Here is a 19,202-nt window from a genome sequence, read left to right as displayed (position 1 = left end):
GGGGAGGAGTAGTACTTTTCGTACATGACGACCCGTGCCGTGATGCGTGACACCGCCATTCGCGTTTTTAGACGGGCGAATGGTTTACCTGTATCCGAGTTCCGAGTCGCCGATTTTAACCCGGCAGATTTCCGTGGAAGTCCCGGCGATGGCCGTATACTTGGCGTTCCTGTAGGCCCGCTCCGCCGCGTTGGGGATGGTGAAGCCCGCGCCGCCCAGAATCTGGAGGGCGTCCGAGGCCACCTTTTCCGCCGATTCCGAACAGAAGACCTTGGCGCAGAGGATGATGTCCTCCGCTTCCTTGGGTGTGGTTTCCGCAACCCAGGCGCTCCGCATGGCGAAAAGCTCGCCGGTCTGAAGCGAGGTCAGCATCTCCGCCAGCTTGAAGGCCACCTCCTGGAAGGCGATGACCGGCTTTCCGCCGCTCTTGTGTTCCTTGGCGTGCTTTTTTGCGGCCTCGAAGGCGGCCTTCATGGCCCCCACGGCGGCTCCGGTGAGGACCTGGTTTTCGAACATCCGCACCGCCGAAAGCGCGGTTTTGGCGTCGTAAGGACCAAGGAAAGCGCCCTTTTCCACCTTCACGTTTTCAAGGGTGAGGCTCGCTATCAGGGCTCCCTCGAAGCCAAGGGTGGCGTAGGGGTTTCCGATGGTAAGGCCAGCAGCATTTTTGTCCACAAGCGCGAAGCCCACCTTGTCGTCTACCCGGCAGGCGACGGCGATCACGTCCGCAACGCCCGCGTTCACCACGTAGCTTTTCGCGCCGGAAACCACGTATCCGCCGCCGTCAGCCGTGGCCGTGGTGGAAAGCGGCTCGTTGTCCACGTTCATGGAGCTTTCCGAAAGCGCCAGCGCACCGACGAGTTTTCCGGCCAGAAGGGGCGCGAGGTATTTCGCCTTCTGGGCGGCGTCCGCGTGATAAAAAAGGATGCGCCCGAAAACCCTGGCGCTCATTTCAACAGTGAGATAGAGCGAGGGGTAGGCGGCGGCGAAGCGCTCCTGGGCTGCGGCCAGAATGACCGGGACGCCCATTCCCTCGGTCTTTTCCAGGCCGAGCTTAAGATATTCGGTGGCTGCGAGCTTTTCCAGGATGGCGGCCAGGGGCTCGGTCACGCTCTTTCCCGCCATGGGCTCAAAATCGGTCATTATTGACTCAATCTGGGTCAAAAATGCCTGTTCCTTTTCGTTGAACTCGAAGTTCATGTTATTGCTCCTTTATATTTGCTTCGGTTCGGCTCCCGCCTGTTCAAAGAGCCCACCAAGATGTTCAAATGCGCCGCCCGTAGAGGCTGTCTCAAAACGATGAGCTGCAAGGCGTGCGATAAGCCAATGAGTCAAGCGTACTTTTCGTACGTGACGGAATTGGCTTTGAGCACAACACAGCAGATCGCGTTTTGAGGCGGCCTCTACAGCATCTTTGAGATGATCATCTTCTGGATGTCGCTGGTGCCGCCGCCGATGGGGGCGAGGCGGCTGTCCCGGAAGCAGCGCTCCACGTCGTACTCGTGGCAGTAGCCGTAGCCGCCGAAAAGGAGCATGGCGTCGTTCATGGGATTTAGGGTCCAGTCGCCCGCAAAGAGCTTGGCCACTGCGGCTTCCAGGTGATTTAAGGGCTTTCCCGTGTTCTTGCACCAGGCGATGCGGTAAACAAGGGCCTTGGCCGCTTCCAGCATTATGCGGATGTTGGCGAGCTTGTGCTTGGTGGCCTGGAACTGGCCGATGGGCCTGCCGAACTGCACGCGGTCCTTGGCGTAGCGGGTGCATTTTTTAAGGAGATACGCCCCGGAGCCTATGAAGGGGGCAAGAAGCGCCGAGCGGTCCCATTCAACGGTGCCCATTGCCATCAGAAAGCCCATGCCTTCCTGGCCAAGGAGGTTTTCCTCCGGGATGGCGCAGTCCTGCATTATGAGTTCCGAGGTCTGGGACGTGTGAACGCCCATTTTGATGAGGGGCGGGCCTGCGGAAAATCCGGGGGTCCCTTTTTCGATGATGAAGGCAGAGATTCCCGCGTGGTGGGCCGCCGGGTCGGTCTTGGCGTAGACCACGGCCACGTCTGCAATGGGGCCGTTGGTGATGAACATCTTGTTGCCGTTTAAAATGTATTTGCCGTCCCGTTTTTCGGCGGTGGATGTCATGGAGGCCACGTCGCTCCCCGCGCCCGGCTCGGTGAGGCCCATGCAGCCTATCCACTCGCCGCTTGCGAGTTTCGGGATGTATTTTTTGCGCTGGGCGTCGTTTCCGTGGCGGAAGAGGGTGTCCGCGCATAAAAAGGTATGTGCGCCGTAGGCCAGGGTGAGTCCGCCGTCAACGCCCGCTTCCCCCAATGCTTCGCCAGCCAGCACCGTGGTGATCACGTCCGCGCCCTGGCCGCCCAGTTCCTCGGGGAAATGCAGGCCAAGAATGCCGAACTCGCCCATTTTGCGGAAGGATTCGAAATCGAACTCGTTTTTAAGGTCGTGTTCCTGAACGCGGGGGACGATCTCCTTTTTTGCGAAGCGGATGACCTCCTCCTTGAACATCAACTGATCCTTGGTGAATTGAAAGTCCATGACGCCTCCGGGATTAATTATGGAAAAGCGGTGAGGGCGGCTTTCCGCCTGTTTTGGGGGACAGAGGAAACCGCCGAAGTGAAATTAAGTTCATTTATTGAATCCGGTTCAAAGAGTAAACGAGCTTCAAAATAATTGCAAGAGGATTTTTAAGGTGGTTCCCCCACACAGAAAATTTTTCAGGATACAGTTGGGACTTGATATTCAAAAAAATCCTTAGTATAAAATAGTTATTGGAAAAGCGAGTTGGAACAAAATAGGATAGAAACATCTGTACGAAATCGTTCCATAATCATAACCGGAAAGGAAGGAAGCTTGAGAGTCTAATTTGAAGTTTAACTTATCGAATTCGAGGACCTTGCCGACAAGTTGACCTCCTTATCTCATTGTGGGATATGTCTATGGCCAAAACGGCAATTGATAAGCTGAAATAGACAAAAAAAGCCTATAAGGAGCTAAATCATGAGAGCTTTTTTGTGTCATTCAAAAAAAGAAAAGGCATTTGTTGAAACCTTGGCTAACAGATTAAAGCGTCGCAATATTATTCTCGATGAATATTGTTTTGAAACTGGTCAATTATTGATTGATGAAATTCGTTCAAAACTTAAAGAGACCAGCATTTTCGTTTTATTAGCTAGTAAAAATTCATTGCAATCATCTTGGGTAAACTTTGAAATAAACTATGCTCAAGAGTTGTATTCATTAAATATTATTAAGAAAGCAATTGTAATAATAATTGATGATACAGAAATTGATAATATTCCAGAATGGATGAAACATATAATAATTGAAAAAGTTACGAACCCTGGTAGAGCATCAAGAATAATTGAATCAAGTTTAAATAGATTACTGGATATGGGAAAAACATTTAAATGTCTTGGTAGATCAAATTTACAAGATTCATTTTCGGCAAGTTTGCGAAAAAGAATTGGCCATGAATATGAAAATTTAATTATACTTGGTGGCTTACCCAATGTAGGCAGAAGAACATTTTTGACAAAAGTAGCCAAAGACATTATTTCGCAAAATCTTGGTCCACAGATAGTGTTAGACCCAGATGATGGGATGGACAGTTTATATATGGCATTAATCGATGAATCAGGTGAATTATACTCAAAAGATCAAATTAATAGTGAAATGAATAGATTTCGAAAACTTAATTTAAAAGATCAAATAAATGAAATTGCTTTATTGCTTACATCGACATCTGGAAAAAATGAATTGCCTACAATTATTGACAATGGAGCATTAACAGATTCGCTATCTAGATATACTAATGAAGCTATACAACTTTTTAAAAGTTTATCAAAATATAAAGAAAAATATTTTGCTGTAATTCATCAATTCAGACCAACTATTGAAGATAAAGATTGGAGTTTTTTAGACCCCATATATTTAAAAGTTCCGCCTATTGATTTAGAAAATACCAAAACCTTAATTTTTTTATTGTTTAAAGATGCGAATATCGCTCTAGATGAAGAACAAATTCAAGAACTATCATATTACATGGCTGGATTTCCACCTGCTGTATCACTATCAGTAGCTTATGCAAAACAATACACTGTCGAGGTTTTATTTAATGATAAACAATTTTTATCTAATCTGCAAATCAAAGCTTATGCGCCAATAATTGAAAAATTAATTCTACATGAAGATGAAAAATTTATATTAAAATATATCGCCGAAAATTCAGCTATAAGCTATCAAACACTGCAGATAATATCACGCTTTAAAACCGAAAGATTAACCGAAATTATTAAAAAGCTTATTAATTTTTGCTTAATTTATGCATTAGAAGAAACATTTATAATTGCATCACCAATAAAATCTACTGTTAATAGAGTGTTAGGTAGAATTAGCCCTGAAAAATATAATGAAATATTATCAAATTTGAAAACAAACATATGGGATATAATCAATACATCGCCAAGAATGGATGTAATTGATTGTACGATACAAGCAAGTATAAGATCAGAAAAAGGAATTAATGATGATTTCAAATCTTTTGTTATTCCATCAATGTTGCTGAGAAATGCAAGGGATTATTACAATATCGGTGGACAAAAAGAATGGATAATTGCTAAAAATTTATTAGAAAATGTATTAAAAATACAAGAATACAATCGAAAGGCAGCATCATTATTATGTAAAACCTATATTAGACTGGCTGAATGGGATAATGCAAAAAAACTTTTACAAATTATTTGTGATAAAAAATTTGATGACTGTCTTTATTTAAAAGGTTTTTTTCATTGGAAGAGATACGAATTCGAAGCAGCGTCGAAATATTTTAAGCATGCAATAGATGCAGGAAATAGATCTGTTGCTACTTATCATGGTTTAATTCATACACTTATAGCATCAGGACGCATTAAAGATGCAAAAAATACGATTGAAAGCATTAAAGGCCAAAAGGCTGAAAACCCATTACTTCTCGATTTATCAGCTCTAATATATATTAAGCTCGGGCAATATGATAAAGCAATTGAAAAATTAGATTTATTAAAACGCGCTGGCGACGATAGTAGTTATAATCATAGAATGTCGATATTTTATTCTTCAAAAGGCTTTTATGAGGAAGCGTTAAGTTTCGCTGAGAAAACATCAATGCAATATACTCCTAGATTTGAGAATTTGTCAAATCTAGCTGACATATATATAGAACTTTCTAAATATGATGAGGCACAAAATCTGATTGAAAAAATTGAAAAAAAATTTGGTCCGAGGCCTGATAAAAAGGATGTTGTCAACGGATTAAAATGTAAATTATATGTTTCTAAAGAAAACTGGAAAGAAGCTTCAAGATACTGGCGTATAATTGAAGGTAAAGATATAATGGTACATCAAAAATTGAGATGTAGGATATTACATCAAATTATACATGATACAGATGTTGGAATTCATGATCGAAATAAAGCCAAAGATGAGCTTGATATCTTAAATTCTCGAATTGACGATGCGTTAGATTATAATATATATTCAGAAGCTGCAGATTAGATAGAAAAACTCAAGAGTCGAGCCGACCCTGCCCCTCAATGCGCCTCTGCCCAGTTTTCGCCCTCGGCCATGTTGACGGTTAGCGGCACCAGAAGCTCCATCGCCCCTTCCATCAAATCCCGCACAAGGCTTTTCGCCTCTAAAAGTTCATCCGGCGGGGCCTCGAAAACAAGCTCGTCGTGAACCGTAAGCAGCATGGCGGTTTTCATCTTCCGTTCGATAAGGGCGTTCTGAACCCGGATCATTGCGATTTTTATGATGTCCGCCGCCGTTCCCTGGATGGGGGTGTTGATGGCTATGCGCTCCGCCGCCTCGCGCTCCACCCGGTCCTTGCCGTTTATGGCGGGCAGACGCCGGATGCGGCCTATGAGGGTGGTGGTTTTCCCGGTGGCCCGCGCGGTTTCGATGGAAAGGTCCATGAAGCGTTTCACGCCCTGGTACGTTAAAAAGTAGCGCTCGATGTAGCGCTTGGCAAGCGACTGGCTGATTCCAAGCTCGTTTGAGAGCTTGAACGCCCCCATGCCGTAGATGAGGCCGAAGTTGATGCTTTTCGCCTGCCGGCGCATCTCACCCGTCACAAAGGCCGGGTCGAGGTCGAAAATTTCGCTTGCCGTGCGGGTGTGCACGTCCTCGTTTTTTTTGAAGGAGTCGATCAGAACCGGGTCGTTCGAGCAGTGGGCCAGGACTCGTAGCTCGATCTGGGAGTAGTCAGCCGAAAACATCACCATTCCCTTTTCCGGTATGAAGGCTTCGCGGATGCGTCGGCCTTCCTTTGTGCGGATGGGGATGTTCTGGAGGTTGGGGTCCGAGCTTGAAAGGCGGCCCGTGGCGGCCACGTTCTGGTTGAAGGAAGTGTGGACCCGGCCCGTATGCGGGTTCACCAGGGAAAGAAGGGCGTCGGCGTAGGTGGATTTGAGCTTGGCGAGAGTCCGGTAGCGCAGCACCTGGGCCGGAAGCTCGTGGCTGGGCGCAAGCTGCTCCAGAACCGCCGCGTCGGTGGAGTAGCCGGTTTTCTTCTTGGTCTTTTTCTGGGTGGGCAGGCCCAGCTTTTCAAAGAGCACGTGGCCGAGCTGCTGGGGCGAGGCGATGTTGAAGGGGCCTCCGGCAAGCCCGAAAATCGCGGCTTCCACGGTTTTCATCTCCGCCTCGAACTCGCGGGACAGGGTTTTCAGATGATCGGTGTCAACCCTTATCCCCTTCATCTCGATATCCGCCAGAACCCTCACCAGGGGCATTTCCACTTCCGCGAAAAGGCTTGAAAGGCCCTCGGCCTCCAGCATGGGCGCGAGCTTTTCCTTGATCTGCAATGTGATGTCCGCGTCCTCGCCCGAATATGCGGTGGCCTCCTTTACGGGCACGTGGTCGAAGCCTACCTCCCCCTTGCCCTTTCCGGCCACCTCCTCGTAAGGGATCATCCTGTGGCCCAGAAGGTCGGAGGCAAGCCTGTCCAGGCCGTGGGCGCGGGAGGAGGGATTTAAGAGGTAGGAGGCGATCATGGTGTCGAAGGCTATGTTTTCCACTTTAAAACCGTGTCGAACCAGCACGATGAGATCGTACTTGATGTTCTGGCCCACCTTTTTGATGCGCGGGTCGGCAAATACCGGGCCGAGAATCCGGCGAGCGCTTTCAAGGCCCGCCTGCCTGGGGGCGGCAAGGGCCGTGTGATCCACCGGGACGTACCACCCCCGGCCCGGGCCGGTGGCGAGGCTGATGCCCACCAGGGCTAAACTCGGCGCATCGGGAAAGCTCGGCGGCAAGGGCCGTAAGGGCGTCCTCGTCGGTGATGCTCACGTATTCCGGCGGGGGGAGGACGGGGGCGGGCGGCGTTTCCGCCATCACCGCAAATTCCGCAGCGAGCTTTGAAAACTCCAGCTCCTCGAAAACCGGCGCGAGTTTTTCCCGGTCAGGCTCCCCCGGCTTGTGGGATTGCCGCGAAAACTCCACCGGAACATTGGTATCGATGGTTGCGAGTTTAAGGCTCAAAAACGCGTTTTCCCGGCTTGATTCAAGGTTTTCCTTCTGCTTCTTTTTGGTGATCTTGTCGAGGTTTTCGTAAACACCTTCAAGGCTTCCGAATTCCTTTATAAGCGCCATCGCGGTTTTTTCGCCGATTCCCGGAACGCCCGGAATGTTGTCGGAACTGTCCCCCCAAAGGGCCAGCACGTCCCGGAAACGCGCGGGCTCGAAGCCAAGCTCGGATTTGATCGTCCCGTAATCCTTGAAGGTCTCCTTCATGGGGTCCATTATCGAAACGCCGGGGGCGGCAAGCTGAAGAAAATCCTTGTCGCCGGTTACGTAAACCACGTCAAGGCCGTGGCCAAGGGCCTGTTTCCCAAGGGTTCCGGCGATATCGTCGGCCTCGAAGCCTATGAGTTCGATGTATGGAATGGAAAGCGCCCCGGTGATGGTGCGCACGTAGGGGACCTGCATGGCAAGTTCCGGGTCCATGGGCGGCCGGTTGGCCTTGTATGCCTCGTACATTTCGTGCCGGAACGTGGGGCCTTTGGCGTCGAAAACCACCACGGCGTAATCCGGGCGCTTGTCGCGCATGAGCGCCAGGAGCATCCGGGTATAGGCGAAAATCGCGTTTGTGGGAAAGCCCTTCGATGTGGAAAGCCCGCGCACCGCGTGATAGGCCCGGTGGATGAAGGCGGATCCGTCTATGATGTAAAATGACTGGGGCATGAATTGGGGCTCGCTATTTTGGGGTGCGTAATACTTGCGGTTGATTCCAAAATTCCTATCATCTATTGTCTGCAATCTCAAGAACGCGATGCGGAAGGGCTCAAACAGGAGGGCAGGGCGCTTGGAGGATGACGGAATGGACGAAAACAGGCCAAAAGACGAGGTTTCGCCGGTCAGGGCGGAAAAGGGGCGGCCCGGCAGGCGGGCCAGGAACCGGGTCTGCCAGTTGTGCAAAAAGGAATACCTTTTCTGCTGGACCTGCCGGTGCGGGTTCGCCATGTGCCAGCCCTGCATGGACGAGAATTTCTGGACCCTAAGCTGCAACGGCATCCAGTGGCAGTGCCCGGAATGCTCACAACTTAACGGCTACGGCAACCAATAGCAGGCTTCCTGAAAATGTAAGTTTCATGGTCATGAAAAAAAATGAAGGAAAGGAAGAAGAAGCATGGAGCGCAACAGGAAGAATTACGGATAAGGCTTTGATCCGTCGCTTTTGTTTAAGGATCAGGACCCGCTTTACAGATCGTCACACGTCAGGCCTTGCCAGCCGTCCGCCCCAAAGCAAGCACACCCCGCCTTCCCTCGAAGCCCGCCAGACGATTTACGCTGAAAATGTTGCGATAAACATGTCGAATATGGTAGGCGCTGATATCTTGAAACAAAATTGCTACCGCGCTCTTGCCGGTTCAAACGGGCACGGGAACAGGCAAGAAGTATGTATGTCCTGACGTTTTCGTCCTGAAAGCATAATGCAAGGACGCGAATGATTGATCACCTGCTGTCGCGCGGGCATTGACGGTGAGTTTCAATATCTTCGGGATGGTGTCTTATAACCGGTTAACGAAGAGGAAATCTAAATGAGCCTTTCCTTCCTGTTTTCCCCGCTTGGCATAATAGTGATCTGCTTTGCCGCTCTTTGCATTGCGGCCCACATCATAACCTCGCGCTCCCTTCACAACATCGGGGAAAACGAGATAGGACTCGTCATTAAGCGCGTGGCGGTCAAAAAACTGGAAGGAGACAACCCCATAGCGTTCAACGGCGAGGCGGGGTATCAGGCCGAGCTTCTAATGCCGGGCCTCCGGTTCATGCTCTGGCCGGTGTACGCCGTTGAAAAGCATCCCTGGGTGCAGGTCCCGGCAGGCCAGATAGGGGTTGTCATAGCCCAGGTGGGCTCCGAGCTTCCCATCGGGGCCAAGTCCGCCCAATACAAGCGGGAGTTCGGCGATTTCAGAAACGTCAACACCTTCATTAATAACGGCGGCCAAAAAGGCATACAAAGGCCGGTCCTTTCCCCCGGTTCAACGATTCCCATACACCCGGTGGCTTTCCTGGTGGTTACAGCCGATAACGTTTACGGAGTGCCCATTTCCGAGGAACTGAGGGCCGGGACCTCCAGAGACGGCCATCTAAGCCCGGACGCCTTTGGAATAGAACCGGCGCGATTCAGGCTCACCGTCATCGAACCCCAGAAAGACGGCAATCCCGGCGAGGTGACGGACGTTATAGGAATCGTCACCGTGTTCGAGGGAAATCCTCTGCCGTCCGGGGATATCGCAGGCCGACTGGGCGGTTTCGATGACATGGAAACCCTGGAAAGGGAGGAAAAATCGGACGCCCAGCTAATAGAGGTTCTTTTGGGCAACAAGAACGATCTCCATAACAACTATCAGGATTTCCAGGCTTTTCTCGATAACGGAGGCCGCATAGGGCTTCAATACGACGTCTTGATGTACGGGGCCTATGCCTTGAATCCCTTTTTGGTGAAGGTGGAAACTGTGCCCATGACAGTGGTCCAGCAGGGGCAGGTTGCGGTTGTGAAATCCTACGTGGGCCAGGCCACCAAGGACACCTCCGGTGAAAATTTCAAGTTCGGCTCCCTGGTGCGCCCCGGTCACAGGGGAATCTGGCAGGAACCGCTCAGAACAGGCAAATTCCCCATCAATCCGCGCTGCTACAAAGTTGAGATAGTCCCCACTTCCATTCTTACCTTAAACTGGGCGGCGGCGACATCTGCGGCGCACAACCTTGATTCCAAACTTTCCCAGATCGAGGCCAAGAGCAAGGAGGGCTTTGTTTTCAAGATCGATCTGCAGGTCCAGATTCACGTGCCGGATACCAAGGCCCCGAAGATAATCTCCATGGTGGGAACAATGCAAAACCTTGTGAACGAGGTCTTGCAGGCCGCCGTGGGAAACCACATGAGGGATAAGCTCCAGACCCTGGCTGCTGTGGATTTCATCTCCACCCGCCAAGAGGTTCAGAGGCAGGCATCCGAGCACGTGACCATGCATCTTGGCAAGTACGAGGTTGAAACCAGGGGCGTATATATCCAGGACGTCGTTTTTCCGGCTGAACTCGTGAAGGTTTTGCAGGATCGTGAAATTGCGGCGCAGCAGATAGAGACCTACAAGCAGGAAAAGCTCGCCGAGGACGAAAGGGTGGCCAGGGAAAGCTCCGGGGCCAGGGCCGACAAGCAAAAGGAACTGATAGGCTCTGAGATCGGAATAAAGGTCAACGAGAACAACGCGAGGGCGCGCACTGCCCAGGCTGACGGCGAGGCCTATTACATAAGGGAGACGGGCAGGGCCAAGGCCGCCGAGGTGGAGGCCACGGGGCTAGCCCAGGCCAAGGGCTACGAGGAGCAGGTGAAGGCGATGGGGCGCGACGGCACGGCCCTTATAAACGTCATACGGACCCTTGCGGAAAACCAGATTTCCATAGTGCCCCAGGTTCAGGCGGGGGGGGCTTCGGGCGGCGGAGGGGCCATAGAGGGTCTGGCGGCGGTGCTCACGGGCTTTTTCGCCAACAAGATCAAGGGAGATCAGGCCGAAAGCGGGGGAGAATCGTAAGGGCTGGCCCAATGCCCTGCGGCAGTTCTATCTTCGTATACCCTGGGTGACTAAGAAAGGTTAAACCGGCTGGCAATTTCCGAAAGCCGGTTTTTCCTTTCCTCCAAATCCACCGGATCGATCGGTACCTGCAATCACGCCGGTGATCCGCATTTTTTTTGAGTGCCTGCCTTCTGTGGAATGCTTTCAGGACACCGTGCCACAGTTGTTGAAAGAATGCACGATAGGCGTTACCATGAAGGCCTCGTTAAGGAGGCAGGTGATGAAAAATTTTTCAAAACGTCGGCATTTTGGCCGTCATCCATATTTATTCCATATACTTGCGATTTTTCTGGCAGTGGCGCTTTCGGGCTGCGCCAAAAGCATCGAGCCTATAAGGCCGCGCGAATTTCAGTCCCCGGCGCTTCCGCCGCCCCAGGCTTCCGTGGCCAACATGGCCATTTCCATCCCCATCGATGTCTTAAAGGCTCTCCTGGAAAGCAAGGTCCCACAGAAGTTCAGGGAGTCCGGGGTGGTTTCCAAACAGATAAGCATCGGCACCGGGGCTGGCGGCCTGACAGATATTTGGCCCATAGACGGGGTTTTCAAGGATGACATAAAAGTGGCGACGGTCAGCGCCAAATGGAGGGCCGATGTAAGGCGGGGCGATTTGACGATATCGGTGGATGACAACCGGGTTTCCATCGGAACCAGGCTAAAGGGCTCCATCACTGCGGAAAAGGCGGGTATCCGCGAAACTGCAGACGTTATCGCGGACCTTTCGGCAATCTCGTCAATCGCCGTCACGCCGGACTGGCGGCTTTGCACGAACACGGTCGGGGATTTCCTCGCCCAAAAAGCCGAGTTCAAACTTTTCGGCCTGATCCCGGTTAGCTGCCAGGGGCTTCTGGAAGGAAAGGTGAAGCCCAAATGGAACGAGGCGCTCGCCAGATTCGACCTGGAAGTTCCGGAAAAGGTGCAACTGAGGCCGCAGGCCGAAAGAATCTGGGAGATGTGCCGCAAACCCCTTCTGCTGGCAAAAAGCCCGGAGACCTGGCTGGTCATAACGCCGAATCATTTCAGCTACTCCGGTTTCGGCCAGGATGGGGACGCGGTCAGAATCCTTGTGGGCTTGAACGCGTTGGTCTCGACCTTTGTGGGGCCATGCCCGGCAGACCGGGAAGTCGGCCCCCTGCCACCTCTTCAAAAGGGCGAGGTAAAGCCCGGTTTCGTGATTAACGCGCCGGTCAAGCTCCACTACGGCCAGGCGCGGGAAATAGCGGGCAAGGTGTTGGTCGGGCGAAAGTACAAGGTAAAAAAGAACGTTACGGTGACGCTCTCCGGCATCGACATTTACGGCAACGGCCCGGCGCTCGTGGTGCGCGCAGATTTCCTCGCCCGTTCGCCCGGAATGGCCTTCGATACCAAGGGAAGCGTGTTCCTTACCGGCAAGCTGCGCTTCAGCCCGGAAACGTACCGGCTCTGGGTGGAGGAGCTCGACTACGACCTTGATACCTATAATCTTCTGGTCAAGACCGCCGATTACCTTCTGCATGATGATTTTGTGAAAAGCATACAGGGTGAACTCAACTGGGACATCAGGGCGGAGGTTGCGAAACGGCTTTCGATGCTCAACAGGCATCTGGTAAACTTGCGCATCAAAGACGGCATCGCTCTATCGGCTCAACTGGATCAGGCCGACATCACATATCTTGCAACGGCATCGGACGGCATTCTGGCCACTGTTGCGTTCAAGGGCAAATCATCGCTCACCTTCAGCGCTCTGCCGCAATAAATGCACAAGGCCGCGCTGGCCGGTATGGCTTGGAGCATGCCTTACAAGCCTTTTCAGGCCACCACCGCAGTCTGGACAGAACCGATTGTGGTACAGATTTTACTGGTGCCCGGAGCCGGAATCGAACCGGCACGATTGCAAGAATCGAGGGATTTTAAGTGCTTTGGCGCGGTGAATGATTTCAGATGGTTATAGCGGCTTGGGTGCCTTTTGGGTGCATCACCACTTGAGTTTCTGCATCTCCTTGGTCAAAGTCTCCTTTAAAACCTTGGCGTAAATTTGTGTCGTTGCGATGCTGGAATGGCCCAAAACTTCCTGGACCATGTGGAGCGGAATCCCGGAAGAAAGCATCTGTGTGGCTGAGCTGTGCCTTAAATTGTGGAAATGGACGTTTTCCATGCCACAGGCGCGGGCAATGTCTTTAAAATGATGGGTGACAACATCCGGGTGAACCTGCCAGAAGACCGGGCCGATATGCTTGACATCTCCCATCGCTTCCAGCGCCCCTGACAGCAGAGGTACGTGCCGCTCCTTGTCGCCTTTGCCTATAATATGGACAAGGTCTCCTTTAACGTGCTCCCACCGCAGCCCGATGATTTCCACGCGACGACAGCCGGTCCACACGGCGAAACGGATTATGCGGGCCATCTCCGGGTCATGGATTTCGGCATAGGCGATTACCTGTGCGATTTGCTCCGGGGACAGGATGCCTGGATACCTGGAAGGCTCCCTGACCATCTTGGTCTTGACGGGCTTTTCCAGGTACCCTGCCTCCTCGGCGGCATTGAGGCAGGCCCTGATGTGGCGGAGATAGGAGTTGAGTCCTGGCTTGGATACGCCACGGGCGAGACATGCGCGGACGAACTCGTCCAGTTTCGCTTTAGTCACAGCTTTAATTGCGATGTCGTGGCCGATCACATCGCCCAAAAGCCCCAGGACCATACGGTCTTTTTTGAGGGTGCCGTCAGCCAAGTGCCCCCGGCTTTTGAGATATTCCTCTCCCCATTGCCGGAGGGGGATGCGGGCGGATTTGTCCAACTGGAACAAACGACCCTCAAGAGCCTCTTTTTGCATCTTGCGGAAGGCGGACTCTGCCACCTTGCGGTCCGAGGTTTTGAGGCTGATTTTCTGGCCTCTGCGAACCTGGACGTACCATATGCCGTTTCGTTCAAAAAGTCTCATGGAGGGAAAGGTAGCACGAAGACTATCTGTTGGGCAAGAAGGATTCATTTGCGCATCCTGCGAAGGGCGTCCTGCGCCACAAGATCCGCTTCGCCCTGGTATTGTGCCGCCCTGTCTCCGTGATACCGGTCAAGGCTCCTGGTGTCCACCCACCACGAGCGCCGGGCGTCGTCCTGCTGGTTCGCCTGATAACCCTTTACCATGCCGGAGCGGATAAGCTCTATCACGCGCCTTTCGCCCATGCCGAACAACGGCGCTGCGGCGGCAACGGTACTCCAGACCGGTACTAAGGCTTTTTCAAATATCGTCACGGGGCTTGCTCCACCTTAAAACCCACAACCCTTATTAATTCCTCGCGTCATTTGTGCATGGCTCAGCCCTATGACAGAAGTCTTATGCCCGTATAGCAGTGGCGGCGGCTCTCGGTTCCACCGAATGGGACCGTTATCTTTTTCTTGCTCACCTTGGGCATGGCGCTTAGAAGCTGCAAATTTAGCTGAACTTTGCCCAAAGGCCTCAAGCCGCTGTCTTCGCTCCAAGCCTTGTACGCCCGATAAAAATCATCACTCGGCACGCTTGCTTCCGGGTCCAGGTGGGTTTTCTCATCCAGAAAGTCCAAAAGCGGATTCAAGGTATGCATAAAGCTGTTCGTGTCGTTTTCAACAATCTTTCCAAGGTTCAGGAAGCCGCCCTTCTTGTTTAAAATTGCAGCCCCCATGACCATCCAGGCGAATATCCCGGCGGATTCTTCACGTACAAGGTGCTCAACCAGGCCCCTGTCCATTTTTGAGTCAGGAATCCTCTGGTCGAAATATAACACCAGAATTTTTCGTTTGAAGCCTTCAGTCTTATCCGAGACGGCGGGTGGGTTGTTCATGGCGAACATGAATTTGACGCAGCTTTTGAATTCGATCCGCTTTCCGAATTTTTCCTCCCCCGATATGGAGTCGCCGGATATGACCTTCTTTAAAACCTCCGTGCTTTGCGCCTCTTTGGTTTCCATTTCAGAGGCCACAGAAAGCAGCTTATTCTGCAAGGACAGAACCGAAAATGGTCTGCTGAGCTCGCTCAATGAGACAGTACAAACGTTTTCAGGCCCAAGTATCTTTTCCAGCACGGAGATGACCGTGCTCTTGCCATTGGCTCCGGTCCCGAAAAGGAACAGGGCCTTTTCAAATTTTGTATGCGGCAAGAGCACGTAACCCGAAAATAGCTGCAGCAAAGCCGCCCTTTCCGGGCTTGTCGGAAAAATTTCCTGTAAAAATTGTTCCCACCTGGGGCACGTTGCCTCAGGATCGTATTCGACAGGCAGTTGCACCCGGCTGCCGTACTTGGGATCGTGAGGGAGCAAAACGTCTCTGCTCTTGCCTTTGAACTCCAAATAGTCGGCCTCCATATTCACCATGCCGTTTTTGCAGTTGATCAGGTTGGGATAATCGGGCCACTCCTCCTCTTCCTGGCCTACCTGTGCTCCGAACACTCTTATAGAACTGTCCAGATGTGGAGCCTTGCAGAGGTTTTTCAGCGAATGCGCCACTGCTTTTTCTATCACGGTCTCGGAAAGGATTTTCCAAACCCCATCTTTAAATTGATAGAATTTTCCGTTGGTTTTAAGGATGGGCGCAAAATACAGGGAAAGGTATTGCGCCATCTTCATTTCAACAAAGCTGCCCCTTTTGCGTTTCCCTTCAGGCCCAAGATCGAAAAATAATAGCGGGTCAACTTCTTTGGGTGTCGGAATTGAAGGCAGGGCCTCAAAATCAACGTCAAATAGGTTGCTTTTGTCAACATTTCCCGCCGATTCACAAATCGCCGCAGGCTCATTGCCGGAGCGGTCGCGCAACATTCGTTTTTTGCGTTCCGGTTGCCAGTCAGGGTCGTATCCGTCACAAAAACGCGCCAACGGGTCATCGCCGGATATGGCCGTTCTGGCTTCCTTCCAGGTTTTGCCTGAACAGCTTTGATGAAAGCAGGCGTAAGAAAGATAGGGGGGCTCAGGAGATCCGATTATGGCGGCCTTGCCGTCCGTATGCTCAGGATCGAATACGCAGTTTTCCAGCAGATAATACGTCGCGGCCCCTTCCTGCTTGGTGCCTCTAAAAGTGACACCGTAATGATTCAAATAAGCGGGAATATTTATCGGCCCAAGATTTCCGTCTTGAGGAAGAGACTTGTTTTTTCCGGGTGACGATGGCTGACGTTGCCGACCCTTTCCTGCAGCAGTCGGAGCCGTGGCGGCAAGTCGCTCCAACGCATCTCTGTCTGATACGGGGACATCCCCAAGTACCAGGGGGGCACCTTTAAACAGGGAGCTTATGCGGTGTGGCCTGCCGGGGGTGTCATCACCCTTGCACGCCATCGTGCCGTATAGCTTCCATATTCGGGCAGCGTTTCCAACGGTCACGTCCACCTTGACATCCGTGCTGTTGAACCTTGAGGCAAGAGCAGCCAGGGCGCGCGCTATCAAACCGTTTGCCCGGCCGCATACTTCGGGCTCATTGGGCAGGTCGGGAAGCCGGTAATTCAGATGGTGCTTACGTCCCGAGCGATCAAGTTCTTCAATGTATGTTGAATTTTGACAATTTTTGGTATATTCTACTATACGGATTTCTGAGCCTTCCTCTCCCAGCCCGCATAATTTTCTTATGTTTTAAGGAGAGTATGCTCAAAAGAAATATTGAAAAGTTTTAACTCTTCCCACGGGATGGTTCAGAATATGCAATCAGATTTTCTTTTTGAAAATGAAAAGATCGATTTTACTGTGGAGAAAGGTCCGAACCCAACTCAAGCAAGTGACGATGCTTTGAACGAAAGATACAACGCTGGCGCTGTCCGAATAGTTACAGAACAAGCGAGGTATCCATTGCCTCAAATTCCGCAAATGGTTGCGAGTTCAGACTATCGGCTCGACCCGGATTTCCAAAGAAGACATCGGTGGGACAACATAAAAAAATCTCGCTTGATTGAATCATTCATCATTAACGTACCGATACCCCCAGTATTTTTGTATGAAGTAGGCTATGCTAAATATGAAGTAATGGACGGATTGCAGCGATTAACTACTATTAGCGATTTCTATCAGAGCAAATTGATATTGGCGGGTTTAGAAGAATGGCCGGAATTAAATGGCCGAACATATGAGACTTTACCAGAAGCTGTTCGGCGTGGTGTGGATCGCAGATATTTATCTTCAGTGGTTCTGATGCGCGAAACCGCTAGTGATCCAACTGAAGCTCAACGCCTAAAGCAGTTAGTATTCGAGCGGATCAATAGTGGTGGTGTAAGCCTGTCCGACCAGGAAAGCCGTAATGCAATATTCGATGGCAAGATGAACCGGTTGTGCATAAAGTTGAGTCGAACCCCTGCGCTTTGTCGAACGTGGGGAATTCCCGAACCTGATGAGACTGAGTTGGCGGGTGGAGAAATTAATGAGATTACCCGTGAAAATGATATTTTTCGTCGAATGGATGATGTCGAGTTGGTTCTTCGATTTTTCGCGTACCGTCAACGACTATTGAATCAGGATGGGCCATTAAAAATTTTTATGGATATTTATTTACAACGAGCAAATCTCTTCACCGAAGAAGTTCTTAGCGCGTTGGAAGGTCTCTTTAGAAATACGATTGACTTAGCATGTCAACTTTTGGGTGAAGAAGCATTTTTTCTTTGGCGTAAGCGAACAACAGGATGGCTGTGGTATAGACGCCCTACAACTGTCGTTTACGATCCATTGATGTTCGCTCTCAGTCAATTTCTTGATCGAAGCGAGAACTTAATCGCCAAGAAAGATGAAATAGTCAGAGCAATTAGGGACCTTTATGAAACTGAGAATAGTCAATTCCAAGGACGTTATACAAATCGTGAGAACCTAAGAGTTCGTAATGATCTTTTTTTTAAACTCTTTGAGAGCATTTTATCGTGAATTATGCAGCGCTCTCCACTGCATTGGCTCGCTTGGATGATTTGCGATGTTTTTCAGAATTATCCGAGAATAAGATTACGGCGGTCAAGCATTTATTGACTCTTGATTTAAATGTTGCCGGTCCTGCATTCGAATGGGCAAACAAAATTTCAAATTTTTCTCCGGGTAGGACTTACGACTATGCCTGCTCAATAGTCCTTCTCTATGGGGTATTGGAGCGCTTCATTGAGGAAATCGCTGAAGAGTTCATTACTAATGTAGTAAAAGTGGCACCTACATATGATGCCCTACCCGATAAGCTCAGGGAAGCTCATTTTGATCTAACTGTAAGCCACCTTCAGCGCACACGTGGTAGTCGCTATGATGGGCGCTATGATGCGATTCAAATTGTTGATGCTTTTTCAGGATGTCTCTCTGGAAAAATTCCTTATAGGTTTATAGTTGAATCTATGAGGTACCATACCTCAAATTTTAGGGTTCCAATGGTTGATGAGTTTTTTGGGCGTATAGGTATAGAGTCAGCAAGTCGCAGATGTGTTAAAACTGATGAGTTTGATGCTTTTCTCAAATCATATGATCGTATTGCGTCGAACGAACGACCAGAAACTGTTCTTGACTTGATTAATGATCTTGTAGTGCGGAGAAATGAGGTTGCACATGGCGATACATCAAATGTGCTTGCTCATAGTGAAATTATCCCATATTGTGATATGCTAAGCGCGTATTGTAAAGGCCTTACAACGGTGATCAACCAAACTTTCATAAATTATATTGCAAAATATGGCACTGATCATGGATTACCAATTGCTGTTTATAATCATAACATAGTTTGTATTTATTCTCGTGGTGTTGAGTTGATACCTGGATCGCTACTATTAATCAAAAATTCAAGTAACAATTGGTATTCGGTTAAAGTAATGCAAGTACAAGTCAATAGTGAAACAGTCACAAATGCTCCAGCCGGGATAGACACACCGGTAGGGCTCAAGATTGATGGAAAATGCAAAAAATCGTACAAGATTAAAAGTATTATTTTCTGACATATTGAATTCTTTTCAATACTCTCGCCTCTGCAGCATATTAGCCTAAAGTTGAGCCTCAAACTGTAAAAGTCAAGGACCTGCCGGACAGTTGGCCTCTCGGGCGAGTGGTTTTAGGCGGCGACCCCGGAGAGTTCCTCCCGCCGCTTTTTGCCGATCAAAAAGGTCTCGATTGGCCTTCGTCCCATGTTCCTGTAGCCTCTG

11 protein-coding genes and 1 pseudogene are annotated in these 19,202 nt (G+C 50.3%); 6 read left to right on the top strand and 6 right to left on the bottom strand.

Going from position 1 to position 19,202, the window contains the following annotated elements; translation table 11 throughout:
• Positions 1–84: 84 nt before the first annotated feature.
• Together HZB23_13785 and HZB23_13780 are read right to left on the bottom strand one after the other, a co-directional pair.
• A complete protein-coding gene (locus tag HZB23_13785; protein MBI5845727.1) occupies positions 85–1,200 on the bottom strand; it encodes an acyl-CoA dehydrogenase in 1,116 nt (371 codons plus the stop codon).
• 203 nt (positions 1,201–1,403) lie between these two features.
• Positions 1,404–2,546: an acyl-CoA dehydrogenase family protein gene (locus HZB23_13780; GenBank protein ID MBI5845726.1), complete on the bottom strand. Its 1,143-nt coding sequence runs from the start codon at positions 2,544–2,546 to the stop codon at positions 1,404–1,406.
• A gap of 462 nt (positions 2,547–3,008) precedes the next feature.
• Here HZB23_13780 and HZB23_13775 point away from each other — a divergent pair, with 462 nt between their 5' ends.
• A complete protein-coding gene (locus HZB23_13775) occupies positions 3,009–5,543 on the top strand; it encodes a TIR domain-containing protein (GenBank protein ID MBI5845725.1) in 2,535 nt (844 codons plus the stop codon).
• 35 nt (positions 5,544–5,578) lie between these two features.
• Here HZB23_13775 and polA read toward each other — a convergent pair.
• Positions 5,579–8,228: pseudogene (gene polA / locus HZB23_13770) on the bottom strand (DNA polymerase I).
• A 136-nt stretch (positions 8,229–8,364) separates the two neighbouring features.
• On the opposite strand from polA, the gene HZB23_13765 reads away from it, so the two are divergent.
• The 3 genes from HZB23_13765 to HZB23_13755 all read left to right on the top strand — a co-directional run bounded on the left by HZB23_13765 (position 8,365) and on the right by HZB23_13755 (position 12,854).
• Complete coding sequence (locus tag HZB23_13765; protein MBI5845724.1) at positions 8,365–8,610, top strand: hypothetical protein; 246 nt, start codon at positions 8,365–8,367, stop codon at positions 8,608–8,610.
• A gap of 475 nt (positions 8,611–9,085) precedes the next feature.
• Positions 9,086–11,080, top strand: a complete 1,995-nt coding sequence (locus HZB23_13760) for a hypothetical protein (GenBank protein ID MBI5845723.1) — start codon at positions 9,086–9,088, stop codon at positions 11,078–11,080.
• A 262-nt stretch (positions 11,081–11,342) separates the two neighbouring features.
• A complete protein-coding gene (locus HZB23_13755) occupies positions 11,343–12,854 on the top strand; it encodes a DUF4403 family protein (GenBank protein ID MBI5845722.1) in 1,512 nt (503 codons plus the stop codon).
• Between the two features lie 219 nt (positions 12,855–13,073).
• Here HZB23_13755 and HZB23_13750 read toward each other — a convergent pair whose 3' ends face one another.
• From HZB23_13750 to HZB23_13740, 3 genes are all read right to left on the bottom strand, one after another.
• Positions 13,074–14,036, bottom strand: coding sequence for a site-specific integrase (locus HZB23_13750; protein MBI5845721.1), 963 nt, complete (start codon positions 14,034–14,036; stop codon positions 13,074–13,076).
• Positions 14,037–14,080: 44 nt separating this feature from the next.
• Positions 14,081–14,347, bottom strand: coding sequence for a hypothetical protein (locus tag HZB23_13745; protein ID MBI5845720.1), 267 nt, complete (start codon positions 14,345–14,347; stop codon positions 14,081–14,083).
• 68 nt (positions 14,348–14,415) lie between these two features.
• Positions 14,416–16,446, bottom strand: a complete 2,031-nt coding sequence (locus HZB23_13740; protein ID MBI5845719.1) for a hypothetical protein — start codon at positions 16,444–16,446, stop codon at positions 14,416–14,418.
• A gap of 306 nt (positions 16,447–16,752) precedes the next feature.
• Between HZB23_13740 and HZB23_13735 the strand changes: the two genes are divergently transcribed.
• Both HZB23_13735 and HZB23_13730 read left to right on the top strand, forming a co-directional pair.
• Entirely contained in the window at positions 16,753–17,958 is a 1,206-nt protein-coding gene (locus tag HZB23_13735; protein ID MBI5845718.1) for a DUF262 domain-containing protein, read from the top strand.
• Positions 17,955–18,998 carry a hypothetical protein gene (locus HZB23_13730; protein MBI5845717.1) on the top strand — a complete coding sequence of 348 codons (1,044 nt, stop codon included), beginning with the start codon at positions 17,955–17,957 and terminating at the stop codon, positions 18,996–18,998. Before HZB23_13735 ends, HZB23_13730 begins: the two co-directional genes overlap by 4 nt.
• Positions 18,999–19,202 lie beyond the last annotated feature (204 nt).

Source organism: Deltaproteobacteria bacterium, from assembly GCA_016235345.1.
Classification (GTDB): domain Bacteria; phylum Desulfobacterota; class Desulfobacteria; order Desulfobacterales; family Desulfatibacillaceae; genus JACRLG01.
Note: the sequence above shows the minus strand (reverse complement) of the source record. Positions and strands in the feature narration are given on the sequence as shown.